Source organism: Curvibacter microcysteis (genome assembly GCF_028649455.1).
In the GTDB taxonomy this organism is placed as follows: Bacteria; Pseudomonadota; Gammaproteobacteria; order Burkholderiales; family Burkholderiaceae_C; genus Curvibacter; species Curvibacter microcysteis.
Genome location: NZ_JAQSIO010000009.1, coordinates 61,810 through 78,193, shown reverse-complemented (window position 1 = coordinate 78,193; position 16,384 = coordinate 61,810). Strand labels below are relative to the sequence as shown.

General features: G+C 63.8%; 16 protein-coding genes. 6 read left to right on the top strand and 10 right to left on the bottom strand.

Going from position 1 to position 16,384, the window contains the following annotated elements; translation table 11 throughout:
• Positions 1–5: 5 nt before the first annotated feature.
• A complete protein-coding gene (locus PSQ39_RS18760; RefSeq protein ID WP_273928678.1) occupies positions 6–935 on the bottom strand; it encodes a branched-chain amino acid ABC transporter permease in 930 nt (309 codons plus the stop codon).
• Positions 936–1,447: 512 nt separating this feature from the next.
• On the bottom strand, positions 1,448–2,788 hold the full coding sequence (locus tag PSQ39_RS18755; protein WP_273928676.1) for a replication-associated recombination protein A: 1,341 nt from the start codon (positions 2,786–2,788) through the stop codon (positions 1,448–1,450).
• A 125-nt stretch (positions 2,789–2,913) separates the two neighbouring features.
• On the opposite strand from PSQ39_RS18755, the gene PSQ39_RS18750 reads away from it, so the two are divergent.
• A complete protein-coding gene (locus tag PSQ39_RS18750) occupies positions 2,914–3,384 on the top strand; it encodes a hypothetical protein (RefSeq protein WP_273928674.1) in 471 nt (156 codons plus the stop codon).
• 146 nt (positions 3,385–3,530) lie between these two features.
• Here PSQ39_RS18750 and lolA read toward each other — a convergent pair whose 3' ends face one another.
• The 3 genes from lolA to PSQ39_RS18735 all read right to left on the bottom strand — a co-directional run bounded on the left by lolA (position 3,531) and on the right by PSQ39_RS18735 (position 7,359).
• On the bottom strand, positions 3,531–4,169 hold the full coding sequence (lolA, locus tag PSQ39_RS18745) for an outer membrane lipoprotein chaperone LolA (RefSeq protein WP_273928672.1): 639 nt from the start codon (positions 4,167–4,169) through the stop codon (positions 3,531–3,533).
• A 120-nt stretch (positions 4,170–4,289) separates the two neighbouring features.
• Positions 4,290–6,611, bottom strand: coding sequence for a DNA translocase FtsK (locus tag PSQ39_RS18740; protein WP_273928670.1), 2,322 nt, complete (start codon positions 6,609–6,611; stop codon positions 4,290–4,292).
• Between the two features lie 70 nt (positions 6,612–6,681).
• Complete coding sequence (locus tag PSQ39_RS18735; protein WP_273928668.1) at positions 6,682–7,359, bottom strand: Crp/Fnr family transcriptional regulator; 678 nt, start codon at positions 7,357–7,359, stop codon at positions 6,682–6,684.
• A gap of 232 nt (positions 7,360–7,591) precedes the next feature.
• Here PSQ39_RS18735 and trxB point away from each other — a divergent pair, with 232 nt between their 5' ends.
• The 3 genes from trxB to rpmG all read left to right on the top strand — a co-directional run bounded on the left by trxB (position 7,592) and on the right by rpmG (position 9,226).
• Complete coding sequence (gene trxB / locus PSQ39_RS18730) at positions 7,592–8,551, top strand: thioredoxin-disulfide reductase (RefSeq protein ID WP_273928666.1); 960 nt, start codon at positions 7,592–7,594, stop codon at positions 8,549–8,551.
• A 259-nt stretch (positions 8,552–8,810) separates the two neighbouring features.
• Positions 8,811–9,044: a 50S ribosomal protein L28 gene (rpmB, locus tag PSQ39_RS18725; protein ID WP_057676948.1), complete on the top strand. Its 234-nt coding sequence runs from the start codon at positions 8,811–8,813 to the stop codon at positions 9,042–9,044.
• A gap of 11 nt (positions 9,045–9,055) precedes the next feature.
• Positions 9,056–9,226 carry a 50S ribosomal protein L33 gene (rpmG, locus tag PSQ39_RS18720; protein ID WP_019574658.1) on the top strand — a complete coding sequence of 57 codons (171 nt, stop codon included), beginning with the start codon at positions 9,056–9,058 and terminating at the stop codon, positions 9,224–9,226.
• 80 nt (positions 9,227–9,306) lie between these two features.
• Here rpmG and PSQ39_RS18715 read toward each other — a convergent pair whose 3' ends face one another.
• Positions 9,307–10,800: an aminotransferase-like domain-containing protein gene (locus PSQ39_RS18715; protein WP_273928658.1), complete on the bottom strand. Its 1,494-nt coding sequence runs from the start codon at positions 10,798–10,800 to the stop codon at positions 9,307–9,309.
• 152 nt (positions 10,801–10,952) lie between these two features.
• On the opposite strand from PSQ39_RS18715, the gene PSQ39_RS18710 reads away from it, so the two are divergent.
• Positions 10,953–11,342, top strand: a complete 390-nt coding sequence (locus tag PSQ39_RS18710; RefSeq protein ID WP_273928656.1) for a hypothetical protein — start codon at positions 10,953–10,955, stop codon at positions 11,340–11,342.
• Here the strand turns inward: PSQ39_RS18710 and PSQ39_RS18705 are convergent.
• Together PSQ39_RS18705 and PSQ39_RS18700 are read right to left on the bottom strand one after the other, a co-directional pair.
• The gene (locus PSQ39_RS18705; RefSeq protein ID WP_273928654.1) at positions 11,317–12,519 is read right to left on the bottom strand and encodes a DesA family fatty acid desaturase; all 1,203 of its coding nucleotides are present in this window, start codon (positions 12,517–12,519) and stop codon (positions 11,317–11,319) included. The genes PSQ39_RS18710 and PSQ39_RS18705 overlap by 26 nt on opposite strands.
• A gap of 176 nt (positions 12,520–12,695) precedes the next feature.
• A complete protein-coding gene (locus PSQ39_RS18700; RefSeq protein ID WP_273928652.1) occupies positions 12,696–13,964 on the bottom strand; it encodes an RsmB/NOP family class I SAM-dependent RNA methyltransferase in 1,269 nt (422 codons plus the stop codon).
• 161 nt (positions 13,965–14,125) lie between these two features.
• Here PSQ39_RS18700 and PSQ39_RS18695 point away from each other — a divergent pair, with 161 nt between their 5' ends.
• Positions 14,126–14,389, top strand: coding sequence for a DUF1653 domain-containing protein (locus PSQ39_RS18695; RefSeq protein WP_273928650.1), 264 nt, complete (start codon positions 14,126–14,128; stop codon positions 14,387–14,389).
• Positions 14,390–14,398: 9 nt separating this feature from the next.
• On the opposite strand, the gene PSQ39_RS18690 is transcribed toward PSQ39_RS18695, so the two are convergent.
• Together PSQ39_RS18690 and PSQ39_RS18685 are read right to left on the bottom strand one after the other, a co-directional pair.
• Entirely contained in the window at positions 14,399–15,655 is a 1,257-nt protein-coding gene (locus PSQ39_RS18690) for an ATP-binding protein (protein ID WP_273928648.1), read from the bottom strand.
• Positions 15,643–16,371, bottom strand: a complete 729-nt coding sequence (locus PSQ39_RS18685; RefSeq protein WP_273928646.1) for a response regulator — start codon at positions 16,369–16,371, stop codon at positions 15,643–15,645. The genes PSQ39_RS18690 and PSQ39_RS18685 overlap by 13 nt, the downstream gene beginning before the upstream one ends.
• Positions 16,372–16,384: the final 13 nt, after the last annotated feature.

Below are 16,384 nucleotides of genomic sequence, written 5' to 3'. Positions count from 1 at the left end.
TGGGCTCAAGCGCGATCCGCCACCCGCTCACCCAGCAAGCCCGAAGGACGCAGGGTCAAGATGATGATGAGCACCACGAAGGCAAAGATGTCGGTGTAGTTGCTGCCCAGCAGGCCGCCGGTCAGCTGCCCGATGTAACCCGAGCCGATCGATTCAATCAGGCCCAACAACAAGGCGCCGACCACCGCACCAGCCAAGTTGCCAATGCCACCGAACACGGCCGCCGTGAACGCCTTCAGACCGGGCAGGAAGCCCATGGTGTGCTGCACGGTACCGTAGTTGGCAGCGTACATGATGCCGGCGATGGCTGCCAGCACGGCGCCAATGATGAAAGTGGCCGAAATCACCATGTCAGGCTTGACGCCCATGAGGGCCGCCACACGGGGATTCTCTGCCGTGGCGCGCATGGCACGACCCAGCTTGGTGTAGTTGACCAACCACATCAGCACCGCGAGGGACACCGCCGTCACGCCCAGGATCAGGATCTGGGTCGGGGTGATCACCGCGCCGGCCACATCGATGGGGGTGGAAGGCAAGAGCGTCGGATACGGCTTGTAGTTCGGCTTCCAGATGATCATGGCCAGCGTCTGCAAGAGGATGGACATGCCAATCGCCGTGATCAGGGGCGCCAGCTTGGGGCTGTTGCGCAGCGGCCGGTAAGCCACTTTCTCAATCACGAAGTTCAGCGTTGCCGCCACCACGCAGGCGATGACCATGGCGAACAACAGGATCAGCCAGCCCGGAGCCCCTGGCATGGCCTCTTGCATGAAGCCAATGCAGGTCCAGCTGGTCAGCGCACCGACCATCAGCACCTCACCGTGGGCAAAGTTGATCAAGTTGATGATGCCGTACACCATGGTGTAGCCAAGGGCTACCAGGGCGTACATGCTGCCCAATACCAGACCGTTGATGATCTGCTGCAGCAATATTTCCATAAAGTTTCTCCGTTGAGTCAGAAGCCTTGCCGATCCCCGGGCGGATGGCCGGGGCACGACAAAGCCATCTTCCACCTAGCAAAAAACCCGCCAGAAAAAATCCGGAGCGGGTTGGTGGCCGGGATTGTAGCCAAGCCTACAGAATGAAAAAGTTATTGTCTGGCCGGGGTTTACCCGTGTTTTGAGCTGTATCAGAAGGCCTATTTGTTCATCAATAAAACTGATCAAACCCCAGCTTCATTCATTCGACTGCTTTTACGGGCGCGCCAATCCACCACTCTGAGCAGGCCCACCCCGCCAAACACGACGTGCACCATCGTCGTGCGAGATGGCGCCGGGGCAGACTTCTTTGCTATCTAATTTGGAGCATCGGATGCGACAGTTGTTAGCCTGGCGCCTGATTTGATGGCATAAACGCAGACATCGACCGTCCCGTCGATCCTTGAACGCTCGCCGTCACCCAACAGACGAGAAAGTTCCACTTTTCCAGCAAATATCTGGAAAAAATATTTTCAATCCGAGCCTGCCGCCTCGTCCAATCGACGCAAATGGGCCAATTTGTCAGCAATCTTGAGTTCCAGCCCCCGGGGCACGGGCTGGTACCAGCCCGGTGCCGCCATGCCTTCGGGCAGGTAGCTTTCACCCGCCACATAGGCTTCGGGCTCATCGTGGGCATAACGGTAGGCCTTGCCATGTCCCAACTCCTGCATCAGCTTGGTCGGGGCGTTGCGCAGGTGCACAGGCACCTCGCGGGAACGGTCTTTTTCAATGAAAGCCTTGGCCTGCTTGTAAGCCAGGTAGCCCGCATTGCTCTTGGGGGCCACCGCCAGGTAGATGACCGCTTGAGCCAGGGCCAACTCCCCTTCGGGCGAGCCCAGGCGTTCGTAGGTAGCCGCTGCGTCGTTGGCGATCTGCAAAGCGCGCGGGTCGGCCAGGCCGATGTCCTCCCAGGCCATGCGCACCACCCGGCGCGACAGGTAGCGGGCGTCGGCGCCGCCATCGAGCATGCGGCACAGCCAGTACAAGGCCGCATCGGGGTTGGAGCCACGCACAGACTTGTGCAGCGCTGAAATTTGGTCGTAAAAGTGGTCTCCGCCCTTGTCAAAACGGCGGGCATTCAGCGTCAGGGCTTTCTGCAAAAACAGGCTGTCGATGCGCGTCACACCACTGGCCTGGGCCGCGGTCGCGCTTTGCTCCAGCAGGTTGAGCAGGCGACGTGCGTCACCATCGGCATAACCTGCCAGGGTGTCGATCGCCCCGTCGTCAAACACCAGGTGCTGCAAAGCCAACGTGTGGGCGCGCTCAATCAATTGGCGCGAATCAGCCTCTTCAAACGCCTTGAGCACATACACCTGGGCACGTGACAGCAAGGCCGAGTTGACCTCGAAGGAAGGGTTTTCCGTGGTCGCGCCGATGAAGGTGAACAAGCCACTCTCAACATGGGGCAAAAAAGCGTCTTGCTGGCTTTTGTTGAAGCGGTGCACCTCATCGACAAACAAAATCGTGGGCTGGGGGTGCAGGCCGTGCCGCACGGCCTCGGCCTGGTCGACCGCCTCGCGGATTTCCTTCACGCCGCCGAGCACGGCACTGATGGTGATGAAGTGGGCGTCAAAGGCCTTGGCCATCAAACGCGCAATGGTGGTCTTGCCCACCCCCGGTGGCCCCCAAAGAATGCAGCTGTGGGGCCGCCCCGACTCGAAGGCGAGGCGCAAAGGCATGCCCGGGCCCAACAGGTGCTGTTGCCCAATCACCTCGCCCAGCGACTGCGGGCGCAAACGCTCGGCCAGCGGCACATAGGACGTGGACGTGGACGTGGGGACAGAGGACAGGAGATCGGACGGCGGCTGCTTCATGCCCCCATTGTCCAACGACCGGCAGCCCTGGCGGCAGAGCTTGGTTTTTACCTAGAGGCAGGCTGCGATGGACGAGGACAATGGACTCCATCTTCCTTCCATCCCGCTAAATCAGCCGTTCAATCATGACCCCAGCCCTTGCCACGCTGTGGGACAGCTTGCTCCAGCACCCCCAAGCCGAGCGGCAGCAGCTGCGCTTTGGCCTGGCCTGCGTGAGGCGCGTGCAGCACCTGCTGGAGGCGCCTGCGGCCGTGACCGCCGTCACCGTACTGGAGCTCTACCTGGCCGACCGCATTGACCGCCCCACCCTGACGGCTGCCGCCCATGGTTTGAAGAAACTGGCACTTCAATTGGAACAAGCCCCAGCCGACGGCCACGCGGGCCCCTGCCCAGCCGCCACGGTGGCCGCCACCCATGCAGTGGCCGATGCGGTGCTGGGCCATGCGCGGCAGGCCGCCTACCACGCCGCTCAGGCCCAAAGCCTGGCCTCCCCCGAATCTGAGGCCCGCATCCAACAGGTGCTGAACGCCGAAATGGACTGGCAAAACCGGACTTTGCGCCAGCTGATGGCCAACAGCAGCCCATCGAGGGCTTGAGCCCGGCGCCTGAAGCGGGCGGCACACGGCATTGACTCAGGCCCTGCTTGCCCCTGAAACGCCCCAAACCTGGGCACCCGAACGTCCCATTCGCGCTCAAATACCCGATTTAGGCGCATGAATCCACCAACATTGGGCGCCCCAATTCATTGACGCACCACATCAGCGCCTGCCGGTGGCTTGAACTGGAAGGTCTCAGGCGGCAGCACCGGATTGGCCTGGAAGCCCGTGAAGCTCAGCACCGAGCGTTGGCCAAAGCTGTCCAGGATGTCCAGCGTGGCCAACTGCTCGCCACGAAAACCAATGCGCACGCTCTGAATTTGAGCATCACGCGCCTTGGGCAAGGCTTGCACCCACTGCTGGCCGTCTTGCTCTGGGGCGGCACTGAGCTTGAAGTCGGCCTGCAAAGCCTTGAGGTCAGGCGCCGAGGCCAGCAGCGCGGCCGGCGTGGAGCCAAGCACCTGGGCCTGCTTGCGCGCGGTGACCTGATTCAGGTCCACGTCATACAGCCACACGGTTTGACCGTCTGCCACCAACGCCTGCTCAAAAGGCTTGCGGTACAGAAACCGGAAGTGCGACGGTCGCTGAAACTCAAAACTGCCCGTGGAGCTTTTGCTGCGCGCCGTGGTCTGGCCGTCGCGCAGCGGCGCCGTCACCACCTGGGTGAACTCGGCGCGGCCGGTGCGGGTGTTTTTGACAAAGGACTCCAGGGCTTGCAAGCCATCGGCCCAAGCCGACCAGGACGCACCGGCCAGGCAGGCCAACAGCAAAAAACGAGATTTCATGGACACAAGCTCCAAGCGAGGGTATCGGGGAAAGGCTAAGCCCGTGTGAGCCGCGCCAGGGGACTTCGTTCCTTCAACAGGAATGGCCCCCATGGCGGGCGTCAGCGGGCGGCGCCCGGATCAGGACTCGCTGTTGCGGTGGGGCACCAGCACATCGCGCTGGCCGCTGCTGGTCAAAGAGCTGACCAAGCCGGCCTTCTCCATGTCTTCCAGCAAACGAGCCGAGCGGTTGTAGCCAATGCGCAGTTTGCGCTGCACGTAGGAAATGCTGGCCTTGCGGTCCTTGAGCACCACCTCCACGGCCTGGTCATACATGGGGTCTTTTTCACCGCCGGCGTCACCGCCTGCGTCGCCAGCGCCATCTTCGCCATCGACCGTCCCCCCTTCGAGCACGCCCTCGATGTAGTCAGGGTCGCCCTGGCTCTTGAGGTAGCTGACCACGCGGTGCACCTCCTCGTCGCTGACAAAAGCCCCGTGCACGCGCACCGGGAAACCGGTGCCCGAGGGCATGTACAGCATGTCGCCCATGCCCAGCAAGGCTTCAGCGCCCATCTGGTCAAGGATGGTGCGGCTGTCGATCTTGCTGCTCACCTGGAAGGCGATGCGGGTCGGGATGTTGGCCTTGATCAGACCGGTGATCACATCCACGCTGGGCCGTTGGGTGGCCAAAATCAAATGGATGCCGGCCGCACGCGCTTTTTGGGCCAGGCGAGCGATCAGTTCTTCGATCTTCTTGCCCACCACCATCATCAGGTCGGCCAATTCATCGATCACCACCACGATGTGGGGCAGGCGCTGCAGCGGCTCGGGGCTTTCGGGCGTCAGGCTGAAGGGGTTGTAGATGAACTCCTCGCGCGCCTGGGCTTCGTCGATCTTGGCGTTGTAACCGGCCAGGTTGCGCACGCCGAGCTTGCTCATGAGCTTGTAGCGGCGCTCCATCTCAGCCACACACCAGGTCAGGCCATTGGCAGCCTGCTTCATGTCGGTGACGACCGGCGCCAACAGGTGGGGAATGCCTTCGTAGACCGACATTTCCAGCATCTTGGGATCGATCATCAGCAGGCGCACGTCGCGTGCCTCGGCCTTGTAGAGCAGGGACAGGATCATCGCGTTGATCCCCACCGACTTGCCCGAGCCCGTGGTCCCTGCCACCAGCACGTGGGGCATCTTGGCCAGGTCGGCCACCACCGGGTTGCCAATGATGTCCTTGCCCAAGCCCATGGTCAGCATGGACTTGGCCTCGTGGTAAATCTGCGAACCCAGGATTTCGCTGAGCTTGATGGTCTGGCGCTTGGCGTTGGGCAGCTCCAGCGCCATGTAGTTTTTGCCCGGGATGGTTTCGATGACCCGGATCGACACCAGGCTCAGCGACCGAGCCAAGTCCTTGGCCAGGTTCACCACCTGGGAGCCCTTGACCCCGGTGGCCGGCTCGATCTCGTAGCGCGTGATCACCGGCCCCGGCGAGGCCAGAACCACCCGCACCTCGACCCCAAAGTCCTTGAGCTTTTTCTCAATCAGGCGGCTGGTCATTTCCAGCGTCTCGGGCGAAACCGTCTCCTGGCGCAGCAAGGCGCCGTCGAGCAAATCGACCTGCGGCAGCTTGCTGTCGGGCATTTCGGTGAACAAGGGCTTCTGGCGCTCTTTGACCACGCGCTCGCTCTTGGGCACCTCGACCATCACGGGCTCCATGATCTGCACCGGCTTCGGATGGTGTTCACGGCTTTCGATGCGCTCTTCCAGCACCACTTCCTCACGCTCACGCGCCGCGCGCTTGCCAACCGCCAGGTCTTCCGCAATCTCGCTCTTCTTGCGGCGCGACTGCACCAGCGAGTCCAGCCAGCCCCCAAGCCGCTCCGCCACATGCCCCCAGGCAAAGCCAAACACCAAGGCACTGCCAATCAGAGCGACCGTCAACGCCAGCAGGGCGGCCCCCGTGAAACCCAGCCACTTCATGGCCGCAGGCCCCAGCAAATAGCCCAGCACGCCGCCGCCGTGGCCCGGCAGCAAACCTTCGAAGCGATACAAGCGTGACCACTCCAGGGTGGCGCTGGCCAGAATCAGCAGCACCAGGCCCAGCCAAAAGCGCCAGCGCGCCACCGGCGGGCCCGCGTCATCGGCCCGCATCCAGCGCGCCAGGCTGGCCAGCCAGGCCCGGGCCCCGGCCACCAAACACCACCAGACCGAAAACCCCAGCATGAAGTAGCTGGTGTCGGCCAGCCAGGCGCCCAGGCGCCCCGCCCAGTTGAGCACCTGACGCGAGCCCCCCGAGGTGGACCAGGCCGGGTCTTGCGGGTGGTAGCTTAGCAAAGCCAGCACCCAAAGGGCCAACAGGGCGGCCCACAAAATCAGGCCGATCTCATGGGTGAAGCGGCTGATCCCGGAGCGCGGAGGCGCGTCCCGGCGAGGGGCATTGGACGTCAGGGTGTGAAGTGAATAGGTCATAAAGGCACCAGGGGGCACCGAGCTTAAGCGCATTCGCCCGGGGCCAAGAGCCACCCGTTGCGGGCCGTGTTCAAGTCAGTTGTAACAAACGGTCTTTGATGGTCATGCGACCGTCTTCGTCGGTCTGCACAAAACCCCGTTCTTCCAGGTCCTTCATGACCCGGCTGACCATCTCACGCGAGGCCCCTACCATCTTGGCGATGTCCTGGCGCGACAGTTTGTCGCGGATCACCAAGGCGCCATCGGCATCCTCCGTGGCGTGCTCCATCAAGGCGCGCGCGACTCGACCATAGACATCCATCAAGGCCAGGGATTCGATTTTCTGGTCGGCTTGGCGCAGTCGCTGCACCAGGCGTTTCATGACCGCGTAGGCCACACTGCTGTTCTCCTGCAGGCAACGCATGAACTCGGCACGCCCCAGCGTCAGCACGTCGGTCTGTATTTCCGCGCGCACCGTGGCCGAATGGGTTTGGTTGTCGATCAGGCTCATCTCGCCCAGGTGGTCACCCGTGCGCAGGGTGGCCAAAATGACCTCGCGCCCTCGCTTGTCGCTGGTCAACACCCTGACCCGGCCATTGAGCAGGATGTAGAGCGCATCGGACTTGTGGCCCTGCTCGACCAAAGCTTCGCCGCGCTTGAAGCGCCGCTTCACCACCACACGCGAGATCAATTCGGCCTGGGGCGCCGTGAGCAGAGCGAACAGCGGCACACGCCGCAGCAGTTCGAGGTTGGACACCATGGTCGTCATGTCAATTCTTCTCCAAAATCAGCCAGGCCTTGGGCCATGTTCGATCATCTCAGGGCGACGCACCCGAGGCCGCGCGGGATTCAACCGCGCCACTCAAGGGCTTGTTTAGCTTCTTACAATCGCGGTCATTGAAAACGCAGCGCCGGGTCCGAGCGCCTGCGGGTGGATACTTCAACCCCCTGCTGAGCAGCCCCGAACAACGTCGCCCCCTCCAAACAACAGGCTTTCTACCATGTCCAACGTCAAACACGCCAAAGTTCTCATCCTCGGCTCGGGCCCTGCCGGCTACACCGCCGCAGTGTACGCAGCCCGTGCCAACCTGAACCCGGTGCTGGTGACCGGCATGGCCCAAGGTGGCCAGCTGATGACCACCACCGAAGTGGACAACTGGCCCGCCGACGTGCACGGCGTGCAAGGCCCCGAACTGATGCAGCGCTTTCAAGAGCACGCCGAGCGCTTCAAGACTGAAATCATCTTTGACCACATCAACTCGGTTGACCTGAGCCAGCGCCCCTTCACCCTGCGCGGTGACAGCGGCGAATACACCTGCGATGCCCTGATCATTGCCACTGGCGCCTCGGCCAAGTACCTGGGCCTGGAATCAGAACAGAACTTCATGGGCCGCGGCGTGTCGGGCTGCGCCACCTGCGACGGCTTCTTCTACCGCGACCAAGACGTCTGCGTGGTGGGCGGTGGCAACACAGCGGTTGAAGAAGCCCTGTACCTGTCCAACATCGCGCGCAAGGTCACGCTGATCCACCGTCGCGACAAGTTCAAGGCCGAGCCCATCCTCAACGACAAGGTGCAAGAGAAAGTGGCCGCCGGCAAGATCGAGCTCAAGCTGTTCCGCACCCTGGACGAAGTGCTGGGTGACGCCTCGGGCGTGACCGGCGTGCGCCTGAAGAACGTGCAGGACGGCAGCACCGAAGACCTGGCCCTGACCGGCTGCTTCATTGCCATCGGCCACCAGCCCAACACCGAGATCTTCCAGGGCCAGTTGGACACCAAAGACGGCTACATCGTCACGCGCTCGGGCCTGCAAGGCTTTGCCACGATGACCAGCGTGCCGGGTGTGTTTGCTGCCGGCGACGTGCAGGACCACATCTACCGCCAAGCCATCACCAGCGCCGGCACCGGCTGCATGGCCGCGCTGGATGCACAACGCTTTCTGGAGCAAGACGGCGCGGTCTGAGCCCCTGCCGTCACAGCCCTGCATGGCGACAGGGCTTGAAGCCTTTGAGCGCCACAGGCTATAATCTTTAGCTTTGCTGAAACAGGCATGCATGGAGTCGCAAAGACCCTTGCTTGCCAAAGATGCAAATTACCTCCACCGCCACCCAGGCAACAGAACCGCGCCGCCGCTGCGACGAGGGTCCTGCCAGCCTAAGTGCCCTGACCGGCCAGGGTGGCGAGGTGCGGCTTTGGCCGTTAACAGTCTTAGGAGTGTCCACATGGCACGCGTATGTGAAGTCACGGGCAAGGGCCCGATGGTCGGGAACAATGTTTCCCACGCCAACAACAAAACCAAGCGCCGGTTCCTGCCGAACCTGCAATACCGCCGTTTCTGGGTTGAAACTGAAAACCGTTGGGTTCGCCTGCGCGTTTCCAGCGCCGCTCTGCGTCTGATCGACAAGAACGGTATCGACTCTGTGCTCGCAGACCTGCGCGCACGTGGCCAAGCTTAAGGAGAACCACCATGGCAGCCAAAGGCGGACGCGAAAAGATCAAGCTGGAATCCACTGCGGGTACCGGTCACTTCTACACCACCACCAAGAACAAGAAGACCACGCCCGAGAAGATGCTGATCAAGAAATTTGATCCCAAAGCTCGCAAGCACGTGGACTACAAGGAAATCAAGCTGAAGTAATTCAGCGCCTTGGTTCAAAAAGCCACCCGGCCCTGGCCCGGTGGCTTTTTTCATGCCTGCGCGGGTCGAGTCCCACGCGCTCAGGCCGCCGAACGCTGCAAGGGGTCGGCCTCCAGCAGCGACTGGACCAGGCCACCCAGGGTGGCATAAGCCGCCTCCACGTCGGGCGTGAAGGGCAGACCACAACTCAGGCGCAAAAAGCGCTCATAGCGCCCCGAATTGGAAAACATCGGCCCGGGCGCGACGCGAATGCCCAAGGCCAGCGCCTGCTCGAAAAGCTGGGATGAAGACACCCCGGGCGGCAACTCGATCCACAAGCTCAGGCCACCGGCCGGCACACTGAGCCGCGTGCCCACAGGAAAGTAACGCGCCACCGCCTGCACGCTGCGCTCGCGCTGCTGGCGCAACACCTGCCGCATGCGCCGCAGGTGGCGGTCATAGGCCGCGGACTCCACGGCGCGCGCCGCCAGCAACTGCGCCCACACCTGCATGTTGCGGGTCTTGGCAAACTTCAGCATGTGGATGCGCGTGTGCCAGCGCCCGCCATTCATCCAGCCCTGACGCAAGCCCGGGGCCAGGGTCTTGTTGAAGGAGACGCAGTAGATGACCTGCCCATGCCGGTCCCAGGCCTTGAGGGGGCGCTGCGGCTCGTTGCGTTCGACCAGCTCGCGGTAGATGTCGTCCTCAATCAAGGCCAGTTGGTGGCGCACACAGAAGTCCACCAGGCGCGCCTTGTGCTCATCCGGCATGAGGGCGCCGTTGGGCATCTGAAGGTGGGGCACCACCACCACCGCTTTCAGACGCGGCTCCTGCTGCACGGCCAGCTCCAGCGCCTCCAGGGAGATGCCGGTTCGCGAGCTGCTGGGAATCTCCAGTGCCCGCAAATTCTGCGCCTCCACCGCCTGCAGCAGGCCGTAGAACGTGGGCGACTCCACGGCGATGACATCGCCACTCTCCGCCACCGCACTCAAAGCCAGGTTCACGGCCTCTGAATTGCCCAGGGTCGACATCACGTCCTGCGGCGCGACCTGCACACCCGACTCCAAAGCCCGGCGCGCCATTGCGGCCTGGAACAGCGGATGGGTGCCCGGCCGCGAGTGGCCCTGCACCAGGATGTCCGGAAACTCGCGCAGCAGCGCCACGCCATGCCGGTTCAAGGCCGGGCCATCAAACAGCTCTGGCGCAGGCATGGCGGAGCCCAAATCGATCCGCACATCGGCCAGCCGCCCTTGCTCCAACAACCAGGAGATGCGCTCGTTGATGCCCACGAACTCCGTGCCATTGAGCTGGGGTACCGGGATGCTCGGATCGGGGTCGGTGGTCTCACCCAGGCCCGCTGCGCCCGGCGCCCGCACAAAGTACCCCACCCGCGGCCGTGCCTCCAGATACCCCTCCGCCTCCAAAGTGCGCAGGACCTGAAGTGCCGTCGACAAGCTGACCGAATGACGCTGCATCAATTCACGCACCGAGGGCATGCGCAGCCCCACAGGCAAGGTACCAGCCACCATGGCCTGGCGGTAATGCTCAGCCCATTGCCGATAAAGAGGGGGAAGGTCGCGCGACGAAACAGCCATGCGGCCCATGATGCCGCAAGCCAGTCAAGCACAACAGATACAGCTGTTGGGAATTTGAAGCAGAACAGAGGCCCAACACCTGCACTGATGCGGAGCCAAGCGAGCCTGACTGTGCCTGTTGCTCAAGCCCCCTCTTTTTTACGCTGGAGGGCATGAACACAGCAGCCCCATCCCCCACCGCAAGCGTTCGCCAGCACCGACTGGCTGCCACCCAAACGCAATTGATCGCCCTGAGTGCAGGCAGCGAACTGCGCTGCCTGCAGGGTCAACTGAGCCTGCATCACCTGCCTGCCGACCCGACGCTCAGCGCGGCTTACCGCACCCCGATCAACCCCCACGCCGCCTGGCGTTGCCCCAGCGATGGCTGGGTCAGCTTGCGCACAGAAGGCCCGCAAGCGGCATGCTATGAACTGCACACCCCACCCATCCCGGTCGCGCCCCTGGCCAGCGAGAGGGCGAAAAAAAACCGCCCCGGTCGATTCGACCTGGGGCGGTGGTGGCTGGCGCTGTTGCGGATCAGGCCTTGGCAGCGCGCAGCGTGAGAGAGAACTCGCGCAGCGCGGCGATGCCGCTTTCCTCTGCGCGGTGGCACCAGGCCTGCAGGTCGCGCGTCAACTGTTCACGCGACTGCGAGGTGTTGAGCCACAACTGGCGCAACTCTTCACGCATGGTGACCATCTTGTCCAGCGCCGGGTAGGCCACCCGGGCCTGGGCCAACTGAGGCTGAGCGGCGGCAGGCACCTTGTCGGCGTCACGGTGCAACCAGCGGCGGGCGGCCTCGATCAGCGAGGCATCGCCTTGCTTGACCGACAAAGCAGCCAACTCTTGGCGCACACCACGGGCATAACCGGCCATGACTTCGTAGCGGTTGGCGATCAGGGCTTCGAGGGTCTTCTCGTCGGCCACGGGCTTGACGTCACCCAGTTGCAGCTTGGGCGGGGTCTTCTTGACCTTGGCCCAACCGATCTTGGACATCAGGCTGATGTAGACCCAGCCAATGTCGAACTCATAGGGCTTGACCGAGAACTTGGCCGAAGTCGGGTAGGTGTGGTGGTTGTTGTGCAACTCTTCGCCACCGATGATGATGCCGATGGGCGAAATGTTGGTGCTGGCGTCGGCCGCTTCAAAATTGCGGTAGCCCCAATAGTGGCCAATGCCGTTGATGATGCCGGCGGCGGTGATGGGGATCCACAGCATCTGCACCGCCCACACGGTGGCACCCAGGCCACCGAACAAGGCCAGGTTCAGGATCAACATCAGGCCCACGCCTTGCCAGCTGTAGCGCGTGTAGAGGTTGCGCTCGATCCAGTCGTTCGGGGTGCCGTGACCAAAGCGCGAGATGGTGTCGCGGTTCTTGGCTTCGGCACGGTACAACTCGGCCCCTTGCCAGAACACGGTTTCAATACCGCGGGTTTGCGGGCTGTGCGGGTCTTCCGGGGTCTCGCACTTGGCGTGGTGTTTGCGGTGGATGGCCACCCATTCCTTGGTCACCATGCCGGTGCCAATCCAAAGCCAGAAGCGGAAGAAATGCTGCGGGATCGGGTGCAGGTCAAGCGCGCGGTGTGCTTGCGAACGGTGCAAGAAGATGGTGACCGAGCAGATCGTGAAGTGGGTCGTGATCAGGGTGTACAAGACCACTTGCCACCAGGTCAGATCCCACAGGCCATGGCCCAGCCAATCGATGGCCGCGTTCAACACAGCCCAATCCGGTAAAAACATGTATCAACCTTTTGCTAGAGGAAGCCCGTCAAAAAAGCAGGGCTGACTCCGAAATGAGCGGCCACGCAGACGTCTCCATCTCGGATTTTAATCCTTCGCCTTTCAACCACAGTTTGTTTAACCACAAGGATTAGACAGTTATGTGACTGAAAGGGTCGCCCTCAGACGGCCGTCGCTCAGGGCTTGCGGGTCCAGGCGGCGGCAAAGAAGCCGTCCGTGGCGTGCTGGTGCGGCCACAAGCGCAGGTACAAACCACCTTCGCCGCTGCACAAGGCGTCGGAACCGGCCACCTTGAGTTGGGTCAGCGTTGGCGCTGCAGCCAAAGGCACAAAGTCGGGGTTCGCCGCCGAGAAAGCCTCGGCAATGGCCTCGTTTTCCTGTGGCAACACGCTGCAGGTGGCATAAACCAGGCGGCCGCCGGGTTTGAGCAGACGGGCCGCGCTTTGCAGGATGGCGGTTTGCTTCTGCACCAACTCGTCGATCGCCTTGGGCGACTGGCGCCACTTCAGATCGGGGTTGCGGCGCAGCGTGCCCAGGCCCGAGCACGGGGCGTCGACCAGCACGCGGTCAATCTTGCCAGCCAGGCGCTTGATGCGATCGTCGCGCTCATGCGCAATGGCCGCCGGGTGCACGTTGGACAAACCGCTGCGCGCCAGGCGTGGCTTGAGCGCATCGAGCCGGTGGCCCGAGGTGTCAAACGCGTACAGGCGACCGGTGTTGCGCATGCTCGCGCCAATGGCCAGCGTCTTGCCGCCCGCGCCCGCACAGAAGTCCACCACCATCTCGCCGCGGTGGGCGTCCAGCAGCAGGGCCAACAGTTGCGAGCCTTCGTCCTGCACTTCGATGGCGCCTCGGGTGAAGGCCTCCAGCTTGGTCAGCGCAGGCTTGCTGTCCACACGCAGCCCCCAGGGGGAGTAAGGCGTGGGTTCGGACTTGATGCCTGCGACCTTGAGCTCTTTTTGCACCTGTTCGCGCTTGTCGGCCAGTGCATTGACCCGCAGGTCCAGCGGCGCGCCCTGGTTCAGGCTGGCCGCCAGCGGCCAGAAGCCGTCGCCCAGCTGGGTTTTGAGCGGGCCGGCCAGCCACTCGGGCAGGTTGTGGCGGTGCGGCTCCAGCAGGTCGGCGTCGGTGACCGAGTCGCAGGTGTCGAGCCAATTGCGCTCCTGGTCGGTCAGAGCGCTCTTCACAAAGTCACGCGGGCCATGGAAGCCCAGGATGGCCAGGCGGCGTTCGCGCGGACCCGAGCCAGAGCGGGCCAGGTACTCGAAGCGCAGCTTTTGCCGCAACACGTTGTAGGTGGTCTCAGCCAGGGTGGCGCGCTCACGCGGCCCCAGGTTGCGGTGATCGCGGAAGAAACGGGACACCACCGAGTCAGCGGGGTGTTCAAACAGAAGGGTGAGCCTGACCAGTTCGGCGCAGGCATCCAGCAGGGCTTTTGGGTGCATAAGCGGGCATTTTCCCATGCTTCCCTGTTCAACCCCAGCCCTGCGCCGTCAGCGGCCTCAAATCAGAGCGACAACGCGCTATGCTGCGCGACCCGACCGGCTGGCCTCGGCCCCTTGCGCCACGCAAAAGCCAGCCCCGAATCCCAACCCCTCCAAGCACCATGACCGCCCCCAACGACCTCGACCTGCCCGCCCTGAGCCCCTGCGTGCCGCCCGGCCACTACCGCCATTACAAAGGCGGTGTGTACGAGGTGATCGACACCGTGCGCCACAGCGAGACCCTGGAGCCCATGACCCTGTACCGCGCGCTTTACGGCAGCCGCGGGCTCTGGGTGCGGCCGGCCGCCATGTTCCTGGAAGTGATCGACATCAACGGACAAGCCACTCAGCGCTTCACCCCCTGCCCGGCCCCCACGGAAGGCTGAACCACCGAATCAGCTCGGCGGGGCCAGGCGCGGCAGCACCACCACCGCCGACAAGCCGCCGCCGCTGGCATTGCGCAACTGCAGGCTGCCTTGGTGGCGCTGCGCGATATCGCGCGCAATCGACAACCCCAGGCCCACCCCACCGTGGTGGCGATTGCGCGAGCCTTCGACCCGGTAAAAAGGCGCCATGACGCGCTCCAGCTCGGCCTCAGGCAGGCCCGGGCCATGGTCGCGCACCTCAATGCCCACCTCCTCGCCGGTGTCCCACAAAAACACCTCGGCCTGACCACCGTAGCGGATCGCGTTGCCCAACAGATTGCCCAGGCAGCGGCGCAAGGCGCTGGCCTGCACACGCAGAGGCCCCGCGCGGCCATGCACGGGCACCCAATGGCCGCAGGCCTGCTGGTCGTCGGCCAGGCTGTCCACCAAGGCCTTGACGTCCAGCCACACCAGCGGCTCGGGGTCGGCCACGCCGCGCAGGTGGTCCAGCGTGGCGGTGATCATCTCGTCCATTTCCACGATGTCGCGGCCAAATTGGCGGCGGTCGTCGGCGCTTTGCAGGCTTTCGGCACGCAGGCGCAAACGGGTCAGTGGGGTTCGCAAGTCGTGCGACACCGCAGCCACAAAACGGTCGCGCTCCTCCAGTTGCTGGCGGATGCGGGCCTGCATCTGGTTGAACACCCGGCTGGCCTCGCGGCACTCGGTCGTCCCATCCTCGGGCAAGGGGGGCCGTTCAATGTTCTGCCCCAACTCGCGCGCCGCCGAGGCCAAGCGGTCAATGGGTTTGGACAACCAGCGTGCGCCGACCCAGGCTGCCAGCATCAAGGCCAGCAGGCGCACCCCGATGTCCACCACCAGCCCCGCATGAAAAATTTGCGGGCGGAGGCCGGCAGGCCCATGGCGCCGGGGCGGCGGCGCCCCCTCTGGGTTCAGCTCAGCCGTGGGGCCTTGAAAGGCTTCCGCCTCGATGTCCTGAGGCGCCGAGCCCCCCGCCTCGCGGTGGCTGTACGCCGGCGGCGGGGGCGGCCCCAGCCCCATCAGGTCGTGCGCCTCGAACATCAAGGTCAGGGCCAGCACATGGCTGGACAACACGGCCACGAACAACAGCAGCGCCAAGCGGCCCAACATGGATTTGGGGACGACGCGCTCGACCACGACGCGGCGCAAGGCGCGGCACCGCGGACAGTTCCACCACGCCAGGCAGCGCTGGCGCCAGCCCGAGCGCGCGGGCGACTCAGCAGGCGACCGAGGGGTCAGCGCTGCCATCCGACGTGGCCTTGAACCGAGCGCACGTTGAACAGGTAGCCCGCGCCTCGCACGGTCTTGATGAGCTTGGGTTCACGCGGGTCGTCAGACAGTTTTTGACGCAAGCGCGAGACCAGCAAGTCGATGCTGCGCTCAAACGCGTCCATGGCCCGCCCGCGCGCCTGCTCCATCAACTGGTCACGGCTGAAGATGCGACGGGGGGTGGCCAAGAAGGTGCACAGGAGCCTGAATTCAGCGTTCGACAGCGGCACCACCACGCCAGCAGGGGTGACCAGGTGGCGCTCCATGCGGTACAAAGCCCAGCCATCAAAGTGCACCACGTCCGCCTCGACGGCAGGCGGCGTGCTGGCGCCCGGCGTCAAGCGGCGCAGCACGGTTTGGATGCGGGCCACCAATTCGCGCGGCTCGAAGGGTTTGCTCATGTAGTCGTCGGCGCCCATTTCGAGGCCGAGCACCCGGTCATAGGGGTTGCCTCTCGCGGTCAGCATGATGATGGGCATGCGGGAACGGGTGCGCAGCTCACGCGCCAGCGCCAGCCCATCGGTGCCGGGCAGCATGAGGTCCAGCACCACCAGGTCCACGGGGTGAGCACTGAGCTGGGCCCGCATGGTGTCGGCGTCCGAGGCCGCGTGCACGGTGAAGCCAAAGCGGCCCAGGTACTGAACCAGCAGCGTGGTGATGTCTGCGTCGTCGTCCACCACCAGAATATGTTGCATGGGCAATCCAAGG

Excerpts from the sequence above, each read along its gene's own strand:
- rpmB (WP_057676948.1), top strand. The coding sequence starts at position 8,811 with ATGGCACGCGTATGTGAAGTCACGGGCAAGGGCCCGATGGTCGGGAAC.
- PSQ39_RS18705 (WP_273928654.1), bottom strand. The coding sequence starts at position 12,519 with ATGTTTTTACCGGATTGGGCTGTGTTGAACGCGGCCATCGATTGGCTG.
- PSQ39_RS18710 (WP_273928656.1), top strand. The coding sequence starts at position 10,953 with ATGAACACAGCAGCCCCATCCCCCACCGCAAGCGTTCGCCAGCACCGA.
- trxB (WP_273928666.1), top strand. The coding sequence starts at position 7,592 with ATGTCCAACGTCAAACACGCCAAAGTTCTCATCCTCGGCTCGGGCCCT.
- PSQ39_RS18690 (WP_273928648.1), bottom strand. The coding sequence starts at position 15,655 with ATGGCAGCGCTGACCCCTCGGTCGCCTGCTGAGTCGCCCGCGCGCTCG.
- PSQ39_RS18755 (WP_273928676.1), bottom strand. The coding sequence starts at position 2,788 with ATGAAGCAGCCGCCGTCCGATCTCCTGTCCTCTGTCCCCACGTCCACG.
- PSQ39_RS18715 (WP_273928658.1), bottom strand. The coding sequence starts at position 10,800 with ATGGCTGTTTCGTCGCGCGACCTTCCCCCTCTTTATCGGCAATGGGCT.
- rpmG (WP_019574658.1), top strand. The coding sequence starts at position 9,056 with ATGGCAGCCAAAGGCGGACGCGAAAAGATCAAGCTGGAATCCACTGCG.
- PSQ39_RS18700 (WP_273928652.1), bottom strand. The coding sequence starts at position 13,964 with ATGCACCCAAAAGCCCTGCTGGATGCCTGCGCCGAACTGGTCAGGCTC.
- PSQ39_RS18760 (WP_273928678.1), bottom strand. The coding sequence starts at position 935 with ATGGAAATATTGCTGCAGCAGATCATCAACGGTCTGGTATTGGGCAGC.
- PSQ39_RS18750 (WP_273928674.1), top strand. The coding sequence starts at position 2,914 with ATGACCCCAGCCCTTGCCACGCTGTGGGACAGCTTGCTCCAGCACCCC.
- PSQ39_RS18695 (WP_273928650.1), top strand. The coding sequence starts at position 14,126 with ATGACCGCCCCCAACGACCTCGACCTGCCCGCCCTGAGCCCCTGCGTG.
- lolA (WP_273928672.1), bottom strand. The coding sequence starts at position 4,169 with ATGAAATCTCGTTTTTTGCTGTTGGCCTGCCTGGCCGGTGCGTCCTGG.
- PSQ39_RS18735 (WP_273928668.1), bottom strand. The coding sequence starts at position 7,359 with ATGACGACCATGGTGTCCAACCTCGAACTGCTGCGGCGTGTGCCGCTG.
- PSQ39_RS18685 (WP_273928646.1), bottom strand. The coding sequence starts at position 16,371 with ATGCAACATATTCTGGTGGTGGACGACGACGCAGACATCACCACGCTG.
- PSQ39_RS18740 (WP_273928670.1), bottom strand. The coding sequence starts at position 6,611 with ATGACCTATTCACTTCACACCCTGACGTCCAATGCCCCTCGCCGGGAC.